This is a genomic window from Treponema berlinense (genome assembly GCF_052273165.1).
GTDB lineage: Bacteria > Spirochaetota > Spirochaetia > Treponematales > Treponemataceae > Treponema_D > Treponema_D berlinense_A.
Map to the genome: position 1 here is coordinate 29,494 of NZ_DAVZIU010000014.1, position 19,237 is coordinate 48,730.

At 39.3% G+C, this 19,237-nt stretch carries 13 protein-coding genes; 7 read left to right on the forward strand and 6 right to left on the reverse strand.

Annotation, left to right across the window (positions count from 1 at the left end; all coding sequences use genetic code 11):
* Position 1 precedes the first annotated feature (1 nt).
* Both ACT6XC_RS06245 and ACT6XC_RS06250 read left to right on the forward strand, forming a co-directional pair.
* Positions 2 to 3,118 (forward strand): FlgD immunoglobulin-like domain containing protein, encoded by a 3,117-nt coding sequence (locus tag ACT6XC_RS06245; protein ID WP_443741192.1) that lies wholly within the window; start codon positions 2 to 4, stop codon positions 3,116 to 3,118.
* A gap of 127 nt (positions 3,119 to 3,245) precedes the next feature.
* Positions 3,246 to 4,028 carry a TIGR02757 family protein gene (locus tag ACT6XC_RS06250; protein WP_443741193.1) on the forward strand — a complete coding sequence of 261 codons (783 nt, stop codon included), beginning with the start codon at positions 3,246 to 3,248 and terminating at the stop codon, positions 4,026 to 4,028.
* Between the two features lie 124 nt (positions 4,029 to 4,152).
* Here the strand turns inward: ACT6XC_RS06250 and ACT6XC_RS06255 are convergent, their stop codons facing one another.
* Positions 4,153 to 5,520, reverse strand: coding sequence for a hypothetical protein (locus tag ACT6XC_RS06255; protein ID WP_443741194.1), 1,368 nt, complete (start codon positions 5,518 to 5,520; stop codon positions 4,153 to 4,155).
* Positions 5,521 to 5,868: 348 nt separating this feature from the next.
* On the opposite strand from ACT6XC_RS06255, the gene ACT6XC_RS06260 reads away from it, so the two are divergent.
* Complete coding sequence (locus tag ACT6XC_RS06260; RefSeq protein WP_443741195.1) at positions 5,869 to 7,362, forward strand: glycine--tRNA ligase; 1,494 nt, start codon at positions 5,869 to 5,871, stop codon at positions 7,360 to 7,362.
* 29 nt (positions 7,363 to 7,391) lie between these two features.
* Positions 7,392 to 8,198, forward strand: a complete 807-nt coding sequence (locus ACT6XC_RS06265) for an aldo/keto reductase (protein WP_443737853.1) — start codon at positions 7,392 to 7,394, stop codon at positions 8,196 to 8,198.
* Between the two features lie 14 nt (positions 8,199 to 8,212).
* On the opposite strand, the gene ACT6XC_RS06270 is transcribed toward ACT6XC_RS06265, so the two are convergent.
* From ACT6XC_RS06270 to lepB, 4 genes are all read right to left on the reverse strand, one after another.
* Positions 8,213 to 9,463 carry an HD-GYP domain-containing protein gene (locus ACT6XC_RS06270; protein WP_443741196.1) on the reverse strand — a complete coding sequence of 417 codons (1,251 nt, stop codon included), beginning with the start codon at positions 9,461 to 9,463 and terminating at the stop codon, positions 8,213 to 8,215.
* Between the two features lie 360 nt (positions 9,464 to 9,823).
* Entirely contained in the window at positions 9,824 to 11,677 is a 1,854-nt protein-coding gene (locus ACT6XC_RS06275; RefSeq protein WP_443741197.1) for a motility associated factor glycosyltransferase family protein, read from the reverse strand.
* Positions 11,658 to 13,538: a penicillin-binding protein gene (locus ACT6XC_RS06280; protein ID WP_443737850.1), complete on the reverse strand. Its 1,881-nt coding sequence runs from the start codon at positions 13,536 to 13,538 to the stop codon at positions 11,658 to 11,660. The genes ACT6XC_RS06275 and ACT6XC_RS06280 overlap by 20 nt, the downstream gene beginning before the upstream one ends.
* Positions 13,529 to 14,047: a signal peptidase I gene (gene lepB, locus ACT6XC_RS06285; RefSeq protein ID WP_443741198.1), complete on the reverse strand. Its 519-nt coding sequence runs from the start codon at positions 14,045 to 14,047 to the stop codon at positions 13,529 to 13,531. Before lepB ends, ACT6XC_RS06280 begins: the two co-directional genes overlap by 10 nt.
* Positions 14,048 to 14,090: 43 nt before the next feature.
* Here lepB and ACT6XC_RS06290 point away from each other — a divergent pair, with 43 nt between their 5' ends.
* From ACT6XC_RS06290 to ACT6XC_RS06300, 3 genes are read left to right on the forward strand one after another with little or no spacing between them, the layout of a single operon-like run.
* Positions 14,091 to 15,278 carry a peptidoglycan DD-metalloendopeptidase family protein gene (locus ACT6XC_RS06290; protein ID WP_443737848.1) on the forward strand — a complete coding sequence of 396 codons (1,188 nt, stop codon included), beginning with the start codon at positions 14,091 to 14,093 and terminating at the stop codon, positions 15,276 to 15,278.
* A 3-nt stretch (positions 15,279 to 15,281) separates the two neighbouring features.
* On the forward strand, positions 15,282 to 15,524 hold the full coding sequence (locus ACT6XC_RS06295; RefSeq protein ID WP_078930175.1) for a hypothetical protein: 243 nt from the start codon (positions 15,282 to 15,284) through the stop codon (positions 15,522 to 15,524).
* The gene (locus ACT6XC_RS06300) at positions 15,521 to 17,734 is read left to right on the forward strand and encodes a polysaccharide deacetylase family protein (protein WP_443741199.1); all 2,214 of its coding nucleotides are present in this window, start codon (positions 15,521 to 15,523) and stop codon (positions 17,732 to 17,734) included. The genes ACT6XC_RS06295 and ACT6XC_RS06300 overlap by 4 nt, the downstream gene beginning before the upstream one ends.
* On the opposite strand, the gene ACT6XC_RS06305 is transcribed toward ACT6XC_RS06300, so the two are convergent.
* Positions 17,735 to 19,183 (reverse strand): D-alanyl-D-alanine carboxypeptidase family protein, encoded by a 1,449-nt coding sequence (locus ACT6XC_RS06305; RefSeq protein ID WP_443741200.1) that lies wholly within the window; start codon positions 19,181 to 19,183, stop codon positions 17,735 to 17,737. It lies immediately after the preceding gene.
* Between the last annotated feature and the right edge of the window lie 54 nt (positions 19,184 to 19,237).

Consider the following 19,237-nt stretch of genomic DNA (forward strand, 5'->3'; position numbering starts at 1 on the left):
TATGAATAAAAAATATTTTTTTGCAGCATTGGCACTTGCTTTTTCAGCATCGGTTTTTGCGGAAAAAGGCCCGGTTTATATTTCTCCAAACAACGATGGCGTTCAGGACGTTCTTGAAGTTCCTCTTCAGATAAAAGAAAAACGCTACGTGACCGAATGGAGTTTTACCGTAAAAAACGAAAAGGGCGAAGTAGTCCGCACAATCGGAAATAAAGAAAAACGCCCAGAAAAACTCGGACTCAAAAAGTTTTTTAAGCAGCTTGTTGCTCCAAAAACTGGTGTAACAATTCCGGAAACTGTAGTTTGGAACGGCGTTATGGATAACGGCGAAACTGCTCCAGACGGAACATATTACTATTCTTTCAGCGCAACCGACGACAACCAAAACACTGCTTCTACAAGAGATTTTGTCGTAATTGTTGATAATACTGCTCCAGAAATTGAACTTGTTCAGCCAAGCCAGGATGCAAAAATCTTTGGTGAAGGAGCAAAATCTGTTCTTACAATAAAACAGTCTGGTTCGCTTGAAGATTTATGGACTGGAACTTTTTACGATTCGGTCGGAGTTCCTGTCCGCGTGTTTAAATGGACAGAAAGCGAACCTCTGAAATTTGATTGGGCAGGAACTGACGACAACGGTGTTTTTGTAAAAGATGGTGTTTATTCTTACAGAATTACTGCAACAGACCGTGCGGGAAATGTTTCTGCGCCGGCTATGATTTCAAATATCATTTATTCCGCAGAAAAACCTGCTGTAAACATCACTCTCAGCGGAAACCGATATTTTTCTCCAAATGGTGATGGCGTAAACGATACTGTTTTATTCAATGTAAAAATTCCTGTTCCAAATCAGGCAAAAACAGGAAACAAACTTGTTGAATGGAAGGTTGCAATCGAAGACAAGAACGGAAACGCGATCCGCACTTATTCTGGAACTGACAACCCTCCAGAAAATATTGAATTTGACGGAAAAACTGACTCTGAACAGGTTGCTCCTGAAGGAACTTACTACGCGAAGGTTACGGCAAAATATCTCAATGGATTTGAACCTGATCCATTAAAGTCTCCTGTATTCACTCTCGACAACACCGCTCCGAGTGCGACTGTAACAATTAAAAATTCAACTTTCTCTCCAGACGGAGATGGCAATCTTGATTTGCTCGAAATTGCACAGGCGACAGTAAGCAATTCACTTTCGCCGATTTCGGACTGGACAGGAACAATTTTTGATTTAGAGGGAAATGTTGTAAAAAAGTTTGAATTTGGTTCATATTTGCCGGAAAAATTAAGTTGGGACGGACTTGATTCAAAAAATATCCTTTCAAAAGACGGAAATTATAAATACGTTTTGACGGCAAACGATGCTGCAGGAAATTCAACAAAAATCGAATCTCCTCACTTTGCGCTTGATACAAGCAAAACCGAACTTATTCTTACTGTAAGCCCAGCCGCATTCAATCCAGCTTCGGCAAGCGTTAAATTTGTTCCAGTAGTAAAAAGTGGCGAAATAGAGCATTATTCTCTTGAAATTCATGGCGAAAACGGAGAACTGGTTTGGGGTCAAAATTCACAAAAATCTCTTCCTTCAGAAATAAAATGGAACGGTCTTGCTTCGAACGGAAGCAGATGTGCAGACGGCAGTTATTCTGCAAAGCTTTCTGTAAAATCTAAAAACGGTTCCGAGGCTTCTGCTTCAAGCCAGCCGTTTACAATTGACAGCATTGCGCCTTCAATCGAGATTTCTGTTCCTTATACAGTATTTTCTCCAGACGGCGACGGAAACAGAGATGTTGTTCCTGTAACTGTAAATTCATCTTACGAAGAAAAATGGACTGCAAAAATTGTTGATTCAAAAGCCAATGTTGTAAAATCTTACGAATGGAAGGGCAAGGTTCCGAATTTTGAATGGGATGGAACGGACGACAGCGGAAACAAGGTTGTGGACGGTCTTTACAATATTGTATTTGCTTCGGTTGATGCCGCTGGAAACCGCGCCGATGCAAAAATTGCTGGTCTAAAAGTTGACAAGCGCGAAACAAAGGCTTATGTAACTGCTGATCTTGAATACTTTGCTCCAAACGGAGATGGAATTGCCGATATTCAGAAATTTACTGTAAGAACGAGTGTTGCCGATGGAATTTCTGAATGGAAATTTGCAATTACAAGCGCAGAAGGCAAGGTTGTAAGACAGTGGACAAACGAACTGTCAAAAGATTTGCCAGCCGTAATAAATTGGGACGGAAACGATGCTGACGGAAAAATTGCCGAAGGCGTATTTACTGGAAACCTTTCAATTTCTTACGAAAAAGGAAATACTGTAAATGCCGTTTCTTCTGCTTTTATCTGTACTGTAACTTCACCTCAGCTTTCTGTAAAAACAGCGCCCCGCTATTTCTCTCCAGACAATGACGGCGAAGACGATGACCTTTACATTCAGCTTAAAGGAAACAGCACTGTTCCGTTAAAGAACTGGTCATTTGTTGTAAAAGATCCAGAAAACGGAAAAACATTCTGGACTGTAAATGGAAAATCAACGATTACAGAACGGCTTGTCTGGGACGGACGCGGAAACAACGGTGAACTCGTTCAGTCTGCAATGGATTATCCTTATGTATTTACAGCAACTGATACTCTCGGTATGACAAGTACTGTAGAAGGAAAAATCAGCGTAGACGTTCTTGTAATCCGTGTTGGCGATGTCCTCAAGATGGCAGTTCCATCAATCATCTTCCGTTCAGACGCAGCAGACTTTAAGACCGAAGATGAAATAAAGGGCGGAATTACACTTGCTCAAAAGACAAACAACGAACGTGTTCTCAAGAGAATTTCAGAAATTTTGAACAAATTCAAAAATTACACTGTAACAATCGAAGGACACGCGAACAACGTTTCTGGAACTGAAACAGAAGAAATTGAAGATACTGTACAGTACGGAAAAGCTCTTAAACCTCTTTCCCAGGAACGTGCTGAGTTTGTAAAGGAACAGCTTAAGAAAAACGGAGTAGATTCTGTCCGGCTTACAGCTGTTGGTCGCGGTGGAAGTCAGCCAGTTGTTGCAAGAAGCGACAAAGACAACTGGTGGAAAAACCGTCGTGTTGAATTCATTCTTAACAAATAAAATTTAAACTTATACAAAAGCGGACTTGTTAAAAAGTAAGAGTGGTAGCGATGTTGGTAAAAAAGTCAATCGCTGTTAAAAATCGAACTTGTTTGACAGTCCGTTTTTTTTGGGGAAAGATTACAAAATGTGCCTGTCCTTAAAAGAAAAAATCATTTTACTTGCTGATAAATACGAAACTCCTGAATTTTTGCAAAAAGATCCATCGCAGTTTATGCATAAATTTTTGCCTCAAAACGGTGGAACTGTCAGAGATGCGGAAATTGTCGCTTTTTTGTCGGCAAATCTGGCGTTTGGAAGGCGGGAGCAGATTCTTTCTCATATTCAAATTATTCTTGACAAAATAAAAGAATCAAAAAAAACTCCAGCTCAATGGGTTTTAGACGGAGAATATGAAAAAATTTTTGATGAAAGCAAAAAGTCGTTTTACAGAATGTACACTTTTTTGGATATGAAGAATTTTTTTAGGAATTTGCAGATTTTTTTAAGTAAAAAAGAAACCTTAGGCGAATTTTTTAAGGAAAAATGGGAAAATTCAATTAAAAATATTCAAAATAAAGAAAGTGTTTTTCTTCATTCTGTTATTGCCGAAAGTTTTTACGGCAACTGTGCCTTGATTTGCCATTCAAAAAATGGAGCCGCAAAAAAATTGAATATGTTTTTAAGGTGGATGGTTCGCGAAAACTCACCGGTTGATTTGGGGTTGTGGAAATGGTACGACAAAAACAGGCTTTTAATTCCATTGGACACCCACGTAATGCAGGAAGCCGTAAAATTTTCACTTATCGAAAAAACTTCTTCTGCAAACTTAAAAACCGCTGTCGCACTGTCAAAAAAAATGAATGAATATTTTCCGGGAGATCCTGCACGCGGAGATTTTGCACTTTTTGGTCTTGGCGTGGACAATTAAAAAAAAATGCCTGCGCAAAAAAAAGCACAGGCATTTTCTAAAAGTTTGTATTCCAAATTTGAGGGACGTCTTACAGGATGTTTTTTCCGGCTCAAATCCGAAATGGCAGTATGAAAAACATTTTTTAGAAAATGTATGTCATAAATACACCACTTGACCAGCATTTGCGGTTTTCGCCGTCAAATGCAGTTCTCTGTTCAAAGTCGGCATAAACTGCAAAAGTTGTATTTTTTGAAAAATCGTATGTAAGTTCCGGACGGAGATTTAAAACATGACCACCGTTCCAGTTTTTTGAAACATTGTGATCAGCCCAACGGTCGTCTTTTGAACCCTGTGCCCAAGAGCCCCACAAATTGAATCCCGTTTTGTTGTTAATTGCAAACGAAAGCGCTGCTCCTGTGTACCAGGCAAAATCGTAATGGCTGTTTTCAAAGAAGTTTAAGCCGATTTCCGGGCGGAGGTTGATTTTTGTGTTTGGAATTATAAAGTTGATTGCAGCTCCTGCACCGTAGGCTTCGTCATCGTCTGCGTCAGAAAACAGGGAATCTGCTGCAATGTAAAGGTCAAGAACAAAGTTTTCAGCTCCGATTGTAGCGCCCGAATAGAAATTCGCCTTTTCTTCAAATGCTCCTTCGAGTGTTGCTGCAACGCTGAGCCATTTTACTGGTGCAACTTGAATACCAAGGTTTATAGCAGGATCGTCTGTGTTGAATCCGTTTGGAATTGCAGCTCCGACCTGAAATTTCAAGTCTTTTGAATTGTAATTGTATCGTACGCCGAGCGCACGTTTAGCGTATTTGTTTGCATAAGGAATAAATCCTACAACATCGGCAGAACCTGGTTTATCAACATTGAATTTATAAGAACCGGTCGCTTCTGAAGAAGTCTGGAATGCGCTGCCTGATCTGTCGTCGTAAGATGTTGAAAAACCGCCCTGACGAACGTGAGCATCTGATTCCCAAAGCCAGTTTCCGTAACGAGGGGCTGGGCCTACCTGCCAGTTGAGTTTTGTTCCAACGCCAATATCAAAATTCTTTTTAGGATGCCAGATAAAATTTACATAGTAAGAATCCTGGATTGTATTTGAAACATTTGCCTGATTGTTCAGAATTGTGCCTGTAGCAGTTGCAACCGCATAAGCATCCTTTGACAAGGTGTTGTCACCTGCATGATATGAAGAACTTCCCCTTGTGCCGTATTTGAGCGAAAGAGGGTTGCCGTTTGAAGTTCCAAAAACAAAATTATCTACATCGCCTTCGTTGTCGTAATTTGCAAGAAAACTCCAGTTGAGCATGCCTTCAATAGTAAAATTTCCGCGGTCAAATCTTGCTTGGAAAGTATCTGTAAAACCATAAAATGTTGCGCTGCCGTCGATTGGTGCTCCAAAACCAATCCAGGCCGTGTTTTTCATCTGCTGTGAACTTAAAACCTGCGCGCTGGCAACAGCTGTTCCAAAAATTACGGCAGATAAAACTGTTAAAATTTTCTTCATTTGCTTTTCCTCCGGAATTAAATTAAAAAATAGCATTTTATTCGTGCTATTATTTTACCGTATTTTAAAATTATAATACTTTTGGAGTTTTTGTGTCTGTTCTATGTATGTTTTCACATATAATATTTTGTGATATAATTTTTTTCATTATATTTTTAGTAACTGTCGCGAGTCAGTGATGGATTAGGAGGTAAGATAAAAACAGCCGAGAATGGCATCTGTTTTTATCTTTAAAAGTTTGCGTTGCAAACTTTCTTATAATAGGTTGTTTCTCGCTTCGTTGCGAAACAACTTAAAAAGTCAATCCTAAAACTGAAGTTTTAATCTTGACTTTTTATGGGAGATATTATGGCAAAAGAAAAAAAGGCTGCGGTTGATCCGCATGCATGTACGCTCGACAAAATCATTTCGCTCTGCAAAAGACGTGGCTTTGTTTATCAGGCTTCGGAAATTTACGGCGGTCAGGCTGGAGCTTGGGATTACGGTCCTTTGGGTGTAGATTTTAAACGCAATATTCAGAATGCGTGGTGGAAAGAAATGACTCAACTTCACGACGATGTGGTTGGTCTTGATTCTGCAATTTTCCAGCATCACACAACATGGAAGGCTTCTGGCCACGTAGATCATTTTTCAGACCCAATGGTTGACTGTCTTGAATGTCAGGCCCGTCACCGTGCAGATAAATTGATTGAAGATTTTGTTGCCGCAAATCCAGACAAAGATCCTGGAAAACCTGTTGATACAATGACTCACGAAGAAATGAAGGCTTACATCGATGCAAACATTGACTGCCCTGCCTGCCATTCAAAAAACAAAAAATACACGGCTGTCCGCGAATTCAACCTCATGTTCAAAACATATCAGGGACCGATTGCCGATGAAAGTCATTTGATTTACCTTCGTCCAGAAACTTGCCAGGGAATTTTTACTGATTTTAAGAACATTGTGCAGTCAAACCGCATGAAAATTCCTTTTGGCGTTGCACAGGTTGGTAAATCTTTCCGAAACGAAATCATCTTTAAAAACTTTATCTTCCGCACCTGCGAATTTGAGCAGATGGAAATGGAATATTTCTGTAAACCTGGAACAGAAGACGAGACTTTTGAACGCTGGAGAAAAGAACGCTGGGCATTCTACCTAAAATACGGTATTGCAGAAAATCACTTGAAATGGCATCACCACGACAAACTTGCGCATTATGCAAAAGATGCTTACGACGTTACTTACAAATTCCCAATCGGCTTTGAAGAAGTTGAAGGCGTTCACTCAAGAACAGACTTTGACCTTTCTCAGCACCAGACATTTTCTAAAAAAGATATGTCTTACATCGATCAGGAAGACGGAAATAAAAAATATGTTCCTTATGTAATCGAAACTTCTGCTGGACTTAACCGCAACTTCCTCATGTTCTTGTGCGAAGCTTACGAAGAAGAAAATGTCGGAAAAGATGGAAAAGAAGATTACCGCACAGTTCTTCACCTCGATCCTCGCCTTGCTCCTGTTACAGTTGCTGTTCTTCCATTGATGAAAAAAGACGGACTTTCAGAAAAAGCAAAGGAAATTCAGCATCTTTTAAAAGAAGATTTTGTTACAGATTTCGATACTTCTGGTACAGTCGGAAAACGCTATCGCAGACAGGACGAAGTTGGAACTCCATTCTGTGTAACAGTTGATTACGACACAATTACCGAAAAGAAAGAAGACGGTTCTACAAATGAACTTTTTGACACCGTTACGGTTCGCTTCCGCGACTCAATGGAACAGGAAAGAGTAAAACTCTCTGACTTGCACGCTTTCCTTTTTAATGCAATTAAAAATTACAAACCTGTTGTAAGAGATTAAAAAAAATAGGCTGCCAGAAAAATATTTTTTTGAATTATGTTTTTCTGACAGTCTTTGTTTCTGTTTTTATGGATTATGTAGCCCTCGGAAAATCTAATCTTCTCGTAAGCCGAACTGCATTGGGAGCAATGGCTTTAGCAAATGTTTCTGACGATGAGCAGGCTTCTCAAATTATAAGTAGCGCTTATGAAGGGGGAATCAATTTTTTTGACACGTCACGGACAAGCGAAGAAAGCGAAAAACGCCTCGGAAGTGCCCTTCATGGGGCAATCAGAAAAGATATTTTTATGGCGACAAAAACAAGAGCCACTGATTGCGATGAACTTTCCCGCGATATTGAATTGAGTCTTGCTGCCTTAAAAACCGATTACATCGACCTTTATCAATTGGATAATCCTTCTTTTTTGCCAAAACTCGAAGGAGAAGATAAAATCGTCAAAAAACTTTTAAACCTGAAAAAACAAGGCATAATTCACCATATAGGAATTTGCACTGAAAATTTTGATATGGCGCGCAATTTATTGAATGACGACGGTCCCTGGGAAACTTTGCAATATCCTTTTAATCTTTTGTGTCCTCTCGAAGTTCAGAAACTCGTTCTCGACTGCCGCGAAAAAGATATCGGTTTTATTGCAATGCAGCCGTTGTGCGGAGGCGTTGTCCAAAATATTCCTCTTGCGCTGGGATTTTTTAGCCAGTTTGATTCTGCAGTTCCTGTTTGGGGCGTCAATAGTCAAGAAGAATTGCAACAGATTCTATATTTTACAGAAAACCCGCCTGTAATCGACGAAAAATTTGAGCAGGAACTCGAAAAAGCAAGATTCTTTTTTAATTAGTTCTAAATTCTTCTTTATTTTTGAATATTCATTGTTTTGAGCATGTCCTGAGTTTCCTGTTTGTTTAAAACCCGGACAATTTTGTTTTTGTCGTTGTCAGTTTGAATCGTAACTGGATTTCCAAAGGAATCTTTTTCGCCAAGAATGGAAACAATCGGGTTTCCTGGAGAATCTGGACTTGCGTCCGTAACCTGGGCAATTTTTCCGTTGACAAGGTAAACCCACGCTCCAATTGGAAAAAGCGAAAGAGAGTAGAGAAGTGCCTTAATTACAGTGTCGTCAAACTGTTTTCCTTCATTTTTAAGAATTTCGACCATGGCAGCATAAGAAGAGCGAGCCTGTCTAAAATGTCTTGGAGCGGTAATTGCTTCAAAAGTGCAGGCAACACCAATAATCTTTGCAAAAATGTCAATCTGGCTTCCTTCGAGGCGGCGAGGGTAGCCTGAACGGTTTTCGCGCTCATGATGTTCTAGAATTCCAAGTTGGATTTGAGTTGGAAAATTATTTTCTTTTACAATGTTAAAACCCAAAACCGCATGGGTTGCAAGTTTTTGTCTTTCTGATGTAGAAAGTCGTCTGTCTGTCATATAAAGCTGCGGAGGAAGACGGATTTGCCCAATTTCGTGCAGTATGCAGCAAACTCCCAAATCTACAATTTTGGAAAGAGAAAATCTAAGCTGAAGCGCAATTACAATCGCAATTACGGTCGAACGCATGCTGTGGCTTATAAGATAGTTTTTTGTAATTGTATCTTGAGAAGGCGTAATGCGCAGAACGTAGCGGCGGTTTTCTTTTATAAAAATGCACAGTTCTTTGACAGTATCTGAAAGTTCTGTGTAATTTAAAACTTTGTGAGTTGCATAGCGCGTATAGACAGCGGTTATATAATTCATGTATTCGTTATAAACAGTTTGAACAACGTCCATCCGCGATTTTTCATTGTTTGCAAGACTTATTTTTGCGTCTTTAATTGCTTTTTTTGCATTTTCGCCAATTTTCGGCTTTTTATCAGAATCGCCCAGTTCAAGATCGTCAATAGAAACGTTTTTAAAATCTTCAGGAGCTGTTTTTACAGGAGCAGAACTTTGTTCAACTCCCTGAGAGCCTTCCGAATAAACGATTTTAAATCCCCATTCAAGAAGCGTTTTTTTTAGCGAATCCGTAAACGGACACAAAGAGTTTAAAAGCAGAAAATTTTTATCAATTAAAAGGTCGCGGTTAAAAAATGAGTTGTCTTTTATTGTCGAAACTGAAAACGAATTCATACTAAAATTATCGGCAGAATTCAGCAGATTATTAAGTTTTTATTGGGTGGCTTTTTGTTCCGCTCCGCTTTACAAAAACCGGGCTGTCCGTGGCTGCGGCGTCTTTCGCGCCTCCGGTGCTATGCACACGCTTCGCGTCCACTCCCATCCCTGCCACAAAACAAAAAAAAGAGAAGAAAACTTTCACTTTTTCTTCTCTTTTTTACATGGAAAGCCGGTTATTCGGCGCGTCTTTTATTTTTACAGGGCGTCTGGATGTTTGAAAAGCCTAAAAAGGTTTTTCACGTCCTGTTATTTCAACCAAAGACATTTAGATTATCGTTCCTTTGTAAATCTGACTTTAGTTTTTTTTTAAGAAAATCATTTTTTTTTCAAAAAATGTTGATATTGGCGCACTGATTTCATCAATTCTTCGTATACAATTTTTGAACGTGCAAAAGTTGCGGAAATTTTGTCCTTTGGTAAATTTTCAGAACTGAAAATTTCGTTGAGTTTTGTTTCAGTCGGAAAAACAAGTGAGGCAATTTGTGTAAACTGAGAATTTCTCAGTTCAAAATCAGTTTGCTCAAGAAGTTTTATCGTCGTTTGAATTTTTTCTGTAGAAAGATTTTTGTCGGAAATTGTTTTTTCGCAGGTAAAAAATGCTTTTTTTGCAAGTGAATAAAGGTTTTCAAGACCAGTTTCGAGTTCTTTAAATACAGCGTTAAAATTCTGCAAAAGTTTTTGCTGTTCGCAGTCTGGTTTTTGAGATTTTTTTTCGGCTTCAAAAAACTGGTTGCGGAGGCTTATTTTTTCGTTCTGTTTGAGCAAGGTCTGGACATCCGCGCAGTAAAAACCTGGAATTTTAAGGGAATTTTTGCTGAGCGAAAAAGAGACTGTTTCTGGATATTTTTGAGCCTGGCTTTCAAACCACCAGGCAAACATCTTCATTTTCGAATCTGTAATGATTGTGTTTTTTTCGTAATCTTGTCCCAAAACTGGATTTGCCGCAAAAATTGAAGTTGAAAGCATTTTTTCGGCAGAACTCAATCTTGTGCTTGAAAGATGCGCTTTTTCTTCAAAAAGAGAGCCTCGGATATGTGTAATTTTTTTTGGATATCCCAGGTCGAGTCCTGCACAATAAATTTCTTTTGCGCCAGTTATCCTGCAAAAATCCCAGGCCGTTGTTGCAACTGAGCCACCGCTTCCAAGTTTTCCTTTTTGACCGAGTTTTTTTTCAAAATACTGGCCGAGCGGAAAAAGCGATGAGCACAAGACGGTTTTTCGGCAGTTAAAGCGGTAAACTGGCGGGCAGACGGCGGATTCTGTAATCAAAACGCTGGATTTGCTTTTTAGACCTGCTATGTGCCTGTAGGCGTAGTATTGCGGGTCTGTAAGGACAATAAAATCGGGTTCGAATCCTGCTTTTAGGCAGGTTCTTAAGGCTGTGTCGACAGCAACTGTCAGACAGCGTTTTTTTAATTCTTTTAAAAAAGGCAGAATTTCTGAAAGTCCAGGCCCCGCGGCAATCAAAAGGCAGGGCAGATCTGGCGGACAGGCATTTTTGTAAATGTTTATTCCATCCAAAACAGCCAAAAACTGCAGGTTAAAGCAGGAATTTCTTAGCCAGAGTTTTGAAAATTTTTCTAGCGTAGAAGTGTTTATTTTTTCTTTTTGCTGATTGCGCTTAAAAAGAGAATGAAGGGATTCAAAATATTCTTTTGAATGTTGTGTCTGCGCTTTGTTTTCTATAAGCGCCGTGTGCGAAAATTGCGCAGAATGTTCTGTAAGCGTAATTACGTCGTGGAGCTCTGCCTGCAAAAGAACAATCAATTTTTTGTGCTTAAACAAAGGTTCAAAATCTGTGTATTTTAAGGCTGCAAAAAAATATTCGGGGTTTGGTTCTACAATGATTATCGAGTCGTCAGGAAAATTTTTTGCCCATTCTAAAGGTGCGTAGCCAAGTCCCATCGAAAAAAAAACGGCGCATTCTGTCTGTTCGTTTTTTGCATTTTTGACGGCTGAAAAAGCTTCTTTTTTTGGCGCATACGACGAATGAAGAAAAATTCCTTTTTCTTTGGCGGTAAGTTCTCCGTTTTTTGAAAGAACAACTTGCCAAAAATCAAAATCAGGTTCTTTTTGTTCATTTAGAGGAAAAGTTTTTTCAAGCTGTTCTGCGAGAAAACAAAAACGAGTCTTAAAAAGAGAAATGTTTTTATTCCAAAAAGAGTTCAATTTCGGTGTCCTGTGTGAGCGGAACTCCAGGTTCAGGCGTCTGAGCTGTAACCCATCCTTCGCCGTTGATTTTAATTTTTAAATCAGAGCGGTTTAGCAATGGCAGAAGATTTCTTTTTGGAAGCCCCTTAAAATCCGGAACAGTTTTGTCAATTTGAATTTCCGCATCGTTTTGAATTTTTATAAGTCCTGAATGTGCAAGGCTCGCTGCTCCTCCACGACTCATTCCCAGATGGTCGATTATTACGCTTGCCGCTTCGCCGATAACAGGAGCGACAATTCGTCCAGCGTATGTCTCTCCTTTTGCTTTTTCAATTACAATATAGAGTATTACTTCCGGATTTTCGGTCGGAAAAATTGCAATACAGTTAGAGATAAAGTCTGTTTTTGAATATCCTCCGTTTACCGGATCGGCCATTTGTGCAGTTCCAGTTTTTACTCCGATTGAAATATCGCTCAAATTTGCTCTTGAGCCGGTTCCTGTCTGTGCGACAGTTTGCATACAACTCAAGATGTATTTTGAAGTCTGCTCGTTTATTATCTGCGGTTTAAAATTTGGAGAGTGGGTGTATTCTTCAATTCCGGCCTGGTTTGTAATTTTTTTGATTAAAGTAAGTTGAACTGGGATTCCGCCGTTTGCAATTGCAGTTGCGGCTTCGACCATTTGCAGCGCACTTACAGAAATCTCTTGTCCGATTGCAATTGTCGGTTTTGAGCGGGCAGACCAGAATCTGTCGCTGGTATTGCGGACTGCACCTGCTGTTTCTCCAGGAAGCTCTATTCCAGTTTTTGAACCAAAACCAAAATTTCTCAGTCTGGACAAAAATTGTTCGCTTTCAATTTTTTCAGACATTTGCGCCAAAGCATCGTTGCACGAAAATTTGAGCGCTTCTCTGGCGGTAATCCAGCCGTGGTGGTCAAGGCAGGTGATTTTTATTCTTTCGCCACTGGAAGTCTTTTTTTCATAAATGCCGTCGCAGTAAAAAGTATCATTTTCAGAAATCGCGCCCGAGTCGAAAAATGCCGCAATTGAAAAAATCTTGAAAACAGAGCCTGGTTCATAACTTTCGGTTGCCGGCAAATCTTTCATTTGGGCGGGAGTTGCCTTTGAATATTCATTTAAATCTGTCGACGGAAGCGAAATGTAAGAAATGATTTCTCCGGTTTTTGCTTCTGCTGCGACCATCATCAAACTTGCCGCATGAGTCCGTTCAATCGCATTTTGCGCAATTTTTTCCAGTTTAAACTGGAGGTTTGCATCAATCGTCAGATAAATATTTTTTCCTTCAACATCAATCGGGGCATCTGGATTTACAGGAGGCGAAAGCAGGTTTTGTTCAGTGTATTCAATTCCTGCAAGCCCAGTTCCGTCGCTTCCCATGTAGCCGATTACCTGGCCTGCAAGTTCCTTTTCCGGATAAATTCTCCCTGGAACTCTGTCAAACCTAACTGCCGAAAAAAGTCCGTTTTTGTCCGTAATTTCTTTTAAAATTTCATAATCGTTTTGGTCGATTTTTTTCTTGAGGTAAACAAAATTTGAATCTGCATTGGCAGAAATTGTGTTTGCTAGCTGATGCTCTTCAATTTTTAGAACTGGTGAAAAAAGTTTTACAAAATTTCCCAAATCTTTGATTGCAGAAGGCGTTACTCCGACATGATAAAAATTTGTCGGAACAGCGAGAGGTTTTCCATTTTTGTCTAAAATTGAGCCTCTCTGCACAAGCGGAGAATAAGTTTTTGTTTCTGGTGTTTTTTTTAAGGCAAGAACCGCATACTTGAAGAAAATATAACCTGTAAACAGAGCTATAACGATGCAAAATATCAAAACTCGCCTTTTGTTGAAGTATTCGTTCATTTGCATAAAACTTTTCCCAACACATTTTTTACGGAAACAAAACCGTAATCACGCGAATCAACCGAAACTTCATAATTGTCGCCGACCGCCAGAATATAACCTTCTGGAACCTGAGCTACGTCTTTCAGCCGCATATACTGGCTTTCTGTAAGCGGAATTTCATTGTCTCCAACTCTTACAGTATATATCGGATTTGATGAATATTCTAGTGACTGTCCTTCGCAGGCAACGCACCTTTTTACGACTATTTTGTTGTTATATAAATAAATGACAACATCACCAGCCTTAGGCTCCTTCCATTGAACTAAAAGCGAATTTGAGAAAGGCTTGATAATTCCGTAAGCGAGTTTGTTTACAACGACAGTCGATTTGTCGTGAATTGCGCTTTCCATGGAAGTTCCAGAAACGTGGAGAACTTCAACTGCAAAAAGTTTTATGATAAAACCAAAAAAAAGACCGCAGCAGGTTATAAAAATTATAGATTTATTTGTTGAGGATAAATTTGACTTAGACATCTTTTTTCTAATATAACGAATTTTACGTTCCGATAATAGACGTATGCAGATAATCAGTTATGTTGGCAGTGCTCCAAAATCGAGAAGTTCTGCCAGAACCAAAAGTTTACTTTTAAAATTCAGAAGAAAGGCTTTTAAGTTTTCGGAGTTTGAACATTCTAAAAAAGTTTTTTCAGGAGCACGCGTTGTTCCTGCTTTTTCTGTTTCCTCTGTAAATTTCAGGAGTTTGATTCGTCCTGCACGCTTAAAAAAAATCTGCATCTTTTTGTTGCTATGCCTTTTCGTTCCTTATTTTTCTGTAAAAATTTTAAACTATTCTCAGGCTTTTACGGGTCCTTTGGAAATGGGAGAAACTTTTTCGAGTGAAATTGAAAATTTAAATAGCGCAATGTCAAAATTCGCAATGGCTTCTTCAGAAGCAAGTTTTGACGAAAACGGAAATGTTCTTTCTGACGATGGAAAAATCCTTACGCCAAGTTCTGTAGGACTGGCAAAGGCGATTTCTTATCAGTCGTACAAGGTAAAGAGCGGAGATACAATCAGTTCAATTGCCTTAAAATTTGGCCTTACAAACATTTCGACTTTGATTTCTGTAAACGGAATAGACAATGTTCGGACTCTTATGGCAGGACAGAAAATCCGTATTCCAAATCAGGACGGAATTGTTTATACGATTTCAAAGGGTGATTCTTTAAATTTGCTTTCTGTAAAATATCATGTGAGTGTTGAAGAAATTCTTGATGCAAATGAACTTACAAATGGAATTCTTTCAATTGGCAAAGAACTTTTTATTCCTGGTGCGAGAATGGATTCTGCGTCTCTCAAAAAAGCTATGGGCGAACTTTTTATCTGTCCGATTTCCCAAAATTATAAAATTTCAAGTTATTTTGGCCATCGTGCTGATCCTTTTACTGGAGTTCCTTCAAACCACACTGGCGTTGACCTTGCCTGTCCGACTGGAACTCCTGTAAATGCCACAATGAGCGGAAAAATTGTTCAGCTTGGCTGGAGTAATATCTTTGGAAATTATGTTATAATCAATCACGGAAACGGTTATCAGACTCTTTACGGGCATATGTCAAAAATTTTATGCCGAAACGGTCAGTATGTGAGCCAGGGAACGAGAATTGGACTTGTTGGTTCAACAGGATATTCAACTGGACCGCATCTGCATTTTACGGTCTACAAAAATGGCCGTCTTGTTGATCCTTTGTCATTGCTGAAGAGGTAAAAAATGAAAGCGGTTTGTGTTTGCGGTTGCTGCGGAAGAACTATTGATAAAGAATTTCTTTATTGTCCATGGTGCGGTCAAGAAAAGATGCACGATAAAAAAGATTCATTTGAAGCGATATTCAAAAATCTTGAAGAAAAACAGGCGGAAGACAGAGCGAGACGCGTTGTTGCTCTTGAACAAAAACTTGACGCCCTTGACCGCGACCTTTCGATTCTGGCTCTGAGCGTGGAGATGGCCAAGTGAAAAACTTAAAAAAAATTTTGTCAGCCATTTTTTTTTCAATCTCATTTTGTGCTTTTTCAGAAATTTCATTTGAAAATCCGGAAATCAACTCTCAGGATAAAATTCTTTTTACAATAAAACAAAGTATTACTGGAAGCCCGTCTTATTCAACTGCTTTTTCTGCCGATGCAAAAACTCTTTTGCCTGCAAAAATTTTAACCTGCTATCCAGAAAAAATGGAATTGCTTTCAAAAGGTTCTGTCCTGCAAGTTCGAAACAGATGGGGAACCGCAAGGTATTCATTTTCGGATTCGACTCTTTCATGGACTTCCCGTGTGGATTCAATTCCGGAAACTGCGCAAATTTTAAGTCCGCAGATTGCAAGCCCAGACGGAAAATGGCTCTGCTACATAAAAAAAACTGGAATTGCAGAAGGTGAGTTGATTTTAAAAAACGCTTTGACTTTGCAAGAAACTGTTTTGGACAAGAATGCGCAACCTGATTACGAGAAAATTCCTGTAAAATGGAATTCGGACAGTTCTATTTTTGTGTACGAAAAAAACGGCAAAGTTTATTTTTGTGAACCGAAAGTCGCCTTTCAAAAAGTCCAGCTTGCCGAAAAATTTCGCTTAATCGGTCGCGGAAACATAAATTCTGTCTGCTGGGCAAATTCAAAAAATTTGATTTATATTTCACGCGATTTAATTTATAGAATCAGTTCAAATGAACTTTATACGAGAGGTCTTTATTCTTCCGTAATCGAACCAGGAACAGTCTGCGGTCGTCTTCCAGTAATTTTTGACGAAAAACACGATGAATTTTCTGTAAACTCAAAGGCTTCGGCGATTATTTTCATTCAATCTAAAAAAATCATAAATCTTTTTAAATTGAACGAGTCTGGCTTTGAATATGTAAATCCTGTCGTTTCTAAAACTGTGACTGGAGCAGGCGGAACCGTAACTGCTTTAAAAGTTTTTTGGACAAGCGACACAAAATGCGTCTTATGGTTCAACTTGCTTTCTTACGAAAATGGTGCGCAAATATCGGCATTTTACAGCCTTGGAAGTGATTTAAAATTTCTTTCTTCGACAGATTCTGTAATTGAGCCTCAGTTGTCGCCTGATGGAAAAAAAATTTGCTTTGCAAAGGAAAATTCTCTTTTTGTTTTTGATGCGAATACCTGGACAGAACTTGGGCATCTTTTTGGAGAAAAAATTGTTTCGTTTGTTTGGGGCACGGATTCTTCGGTTTATGCTGGCGGAGAATCTACCGTAAAAAAATGGCAGCTTGGTTCTGAAAACGAAAAATCCTCGGTGTTGTTTCTTTCCGCTGCGTCAAAAGTTTTTTGGAAATCTGACACCGTTGTTTTTGCCGCAGATGCCGTAAAAAAAGACGTCTTTTACGAATTTGATGAATTAAAGGGAATCTGGACAAAATCCAGCGAAACTCTTGCTGCTCCTTTTTGTTCTGTTCAAAACGGAAAATTCCGCGTTTATACAGGAAATGCCGTAAATTCAAATTTTAAAAACGCACTTTTTGTGCGCACTCTTTCCGGAAAAGCGGTCACAAACGCTTATTTTCCACAGACAATGGAAAAAAGACAGGTTCCTGCAAAAATAATTCTTGCAGTCGATGCTCTTGATGATGCTTCCGGTTTGAGCTCGATTCTTTACGTTTTAAAAAAATATAAAATTCCTGCAACATTTTTTATAAATGGAGAATTTATTCGCCGTTATCCAAAAGAAACCGTTCAGATTGCAAAAAGCGGTTATGAATGTGGCTCGATGTTCTTTACGGCATTGGATTTAACATCAAAAGATTTTGTTGTTGACGAAGATTTTGTCCGCCGTGGACTTGCACGCAACGAAGATGAATTTTTCCAGACGACAGAAAAAGAACTGAGCCTTTTGTGGCATGCTCCGTTTTATAAGGCAGATTCCGAAGTAAAAGAAGCCGGAAAAAACTGCGGATATTCTTATGTCGAAGCTGGCCGCTTTAGTTTGGACACAATCACGCTTGAAGAAGCAGCCCGCGGAAAGCCTGGTTATCTTTCGGCGTTGGAATTGGTTTCGTTTTTTGCTCAAAATCTGGAGGATGGTTCTGTAATTCCTGTAAGCACAGGTCTTTCAAAAGGTACAAGAAGCGACTGGCTTTATGAAAAACTTGATCTTCTTGTAAGCCTTCTTTTAAGCAATGGCTACGAATTTGTAACTTTTAACGAAAGATTTTAATCAGCGGATTCTCAGATATGCGAGTTTTCCCCAGAATTGTCCCCAAAGTCCCGCTTTTTGCGCGGTTCGGTCGGCAACGAGGGGTACAGTTTCTAGGACAGTGTTTCCGAGTTTGTACTGAATCTGTCCGTAAACGGCTCCAAGTTTTGTTCCACCGTAGATGCATTTTGGAAGTTGAATTTCGGCAGTAACGTTTTCAGCATCTTCTGCCGCAGTTTGAGAACTGATGTGTGGAACTGTAACCGCATTTGTCCATGCAGGAACAAGGTTTACGAATTTTGCTTTTGCTCCTGGGACTGCAACTGGATAATTTTTTTGAATTTTATTTTCTGGAATGAAGTCTGCAAATGAAGAAAAAGCCCATTCCATAAGAGTAGTTCCGTCTTTTACGCGGTAGAAATTTCCCTGTTTAGAGCCGGTTCCCGGTCCTTTCATCGTAACAGACAGAAATCTTACTCCGTTCCGTTTTGCCGTCAAAGCAAGATTATAGCCACTTTCGTAAATAAATCCTGTTTTTAGCCCGTCGCAACCTTCCATTTTTCCAAGAAGCGGATTTGTATTTCTCTGGAAAATTGCCGTCGAATCACCTTTTGCTTTTTGCCAGCTCGGAAGATTTTTTTCGAGAGGGTAGAGAATTTCTTTTGTGCTGTGATAATCTCTCAAGCTTTCTGGATAGCGGTTTATGTATATTCTACAGAATTCGGCAAGTTCGCGCGCAGTTGTAACATTTTTTTCTGAATAGCCACTAGGTTCTTCAAAGTGAGTGTGCGTCAGACCCAAAATTTTTGCTTCATAGTTCATTCTTGCAACAAAATCTTTAGTACTTCCAGAAATTTTATATGCCAGTGCAAGGGCAGCGTCGTTTCCAGAAGCCACAGCAAGTCCAGTCAAAAGTTCACGAACCGTAACAATCTGTCCCTGCCCCAAAAACATAAGGCTTGCGTCAGACGGCATGTTTATTGCCCAGCTGTTTTCTGGCGGAGCAACAAGTTCGTCCAGAGAAAGGTTTCCGTTCTCGATTTCCTTAAAAACAATGTACATTACAAAGAGCTTTGTAATCGAAGCCGGCGGAATAACCTCATCTGCATTTTTTTCAAAAAGAATACAACCGTTTTTTGCATCGACAAGAATCGCCGCCCCAGAAGCAACTTCCAAATCTGCTGCTACAATCGGATACGGAAGCGGTTTGAGCGATTCGCTGCGTTTTAAGGAATAGGTTTGGTTTAAAAAAGCATTTAAAGAAGCGCTTTGTTCTTCCGAAAGAGGCTTTACCTTATGCGTTTTAAAAAACGATGCCGACCACAAAAAAAAGATTGCTGTCAAAATGGCAAATAACAGAAAAGCCGTTCCCAAAACAGCAGAAATTTTTTTAGAATTTTTTGGATTTTTTTTGTCAGAATTGCGTTTTTTTAAATCAAAATCGGATAAGTCAACATTAGAAAATTTCATTTTTATATTTTACCGTAAATGTGGCAAAGTGGGCAAATGGGCTTTAAAATTTCA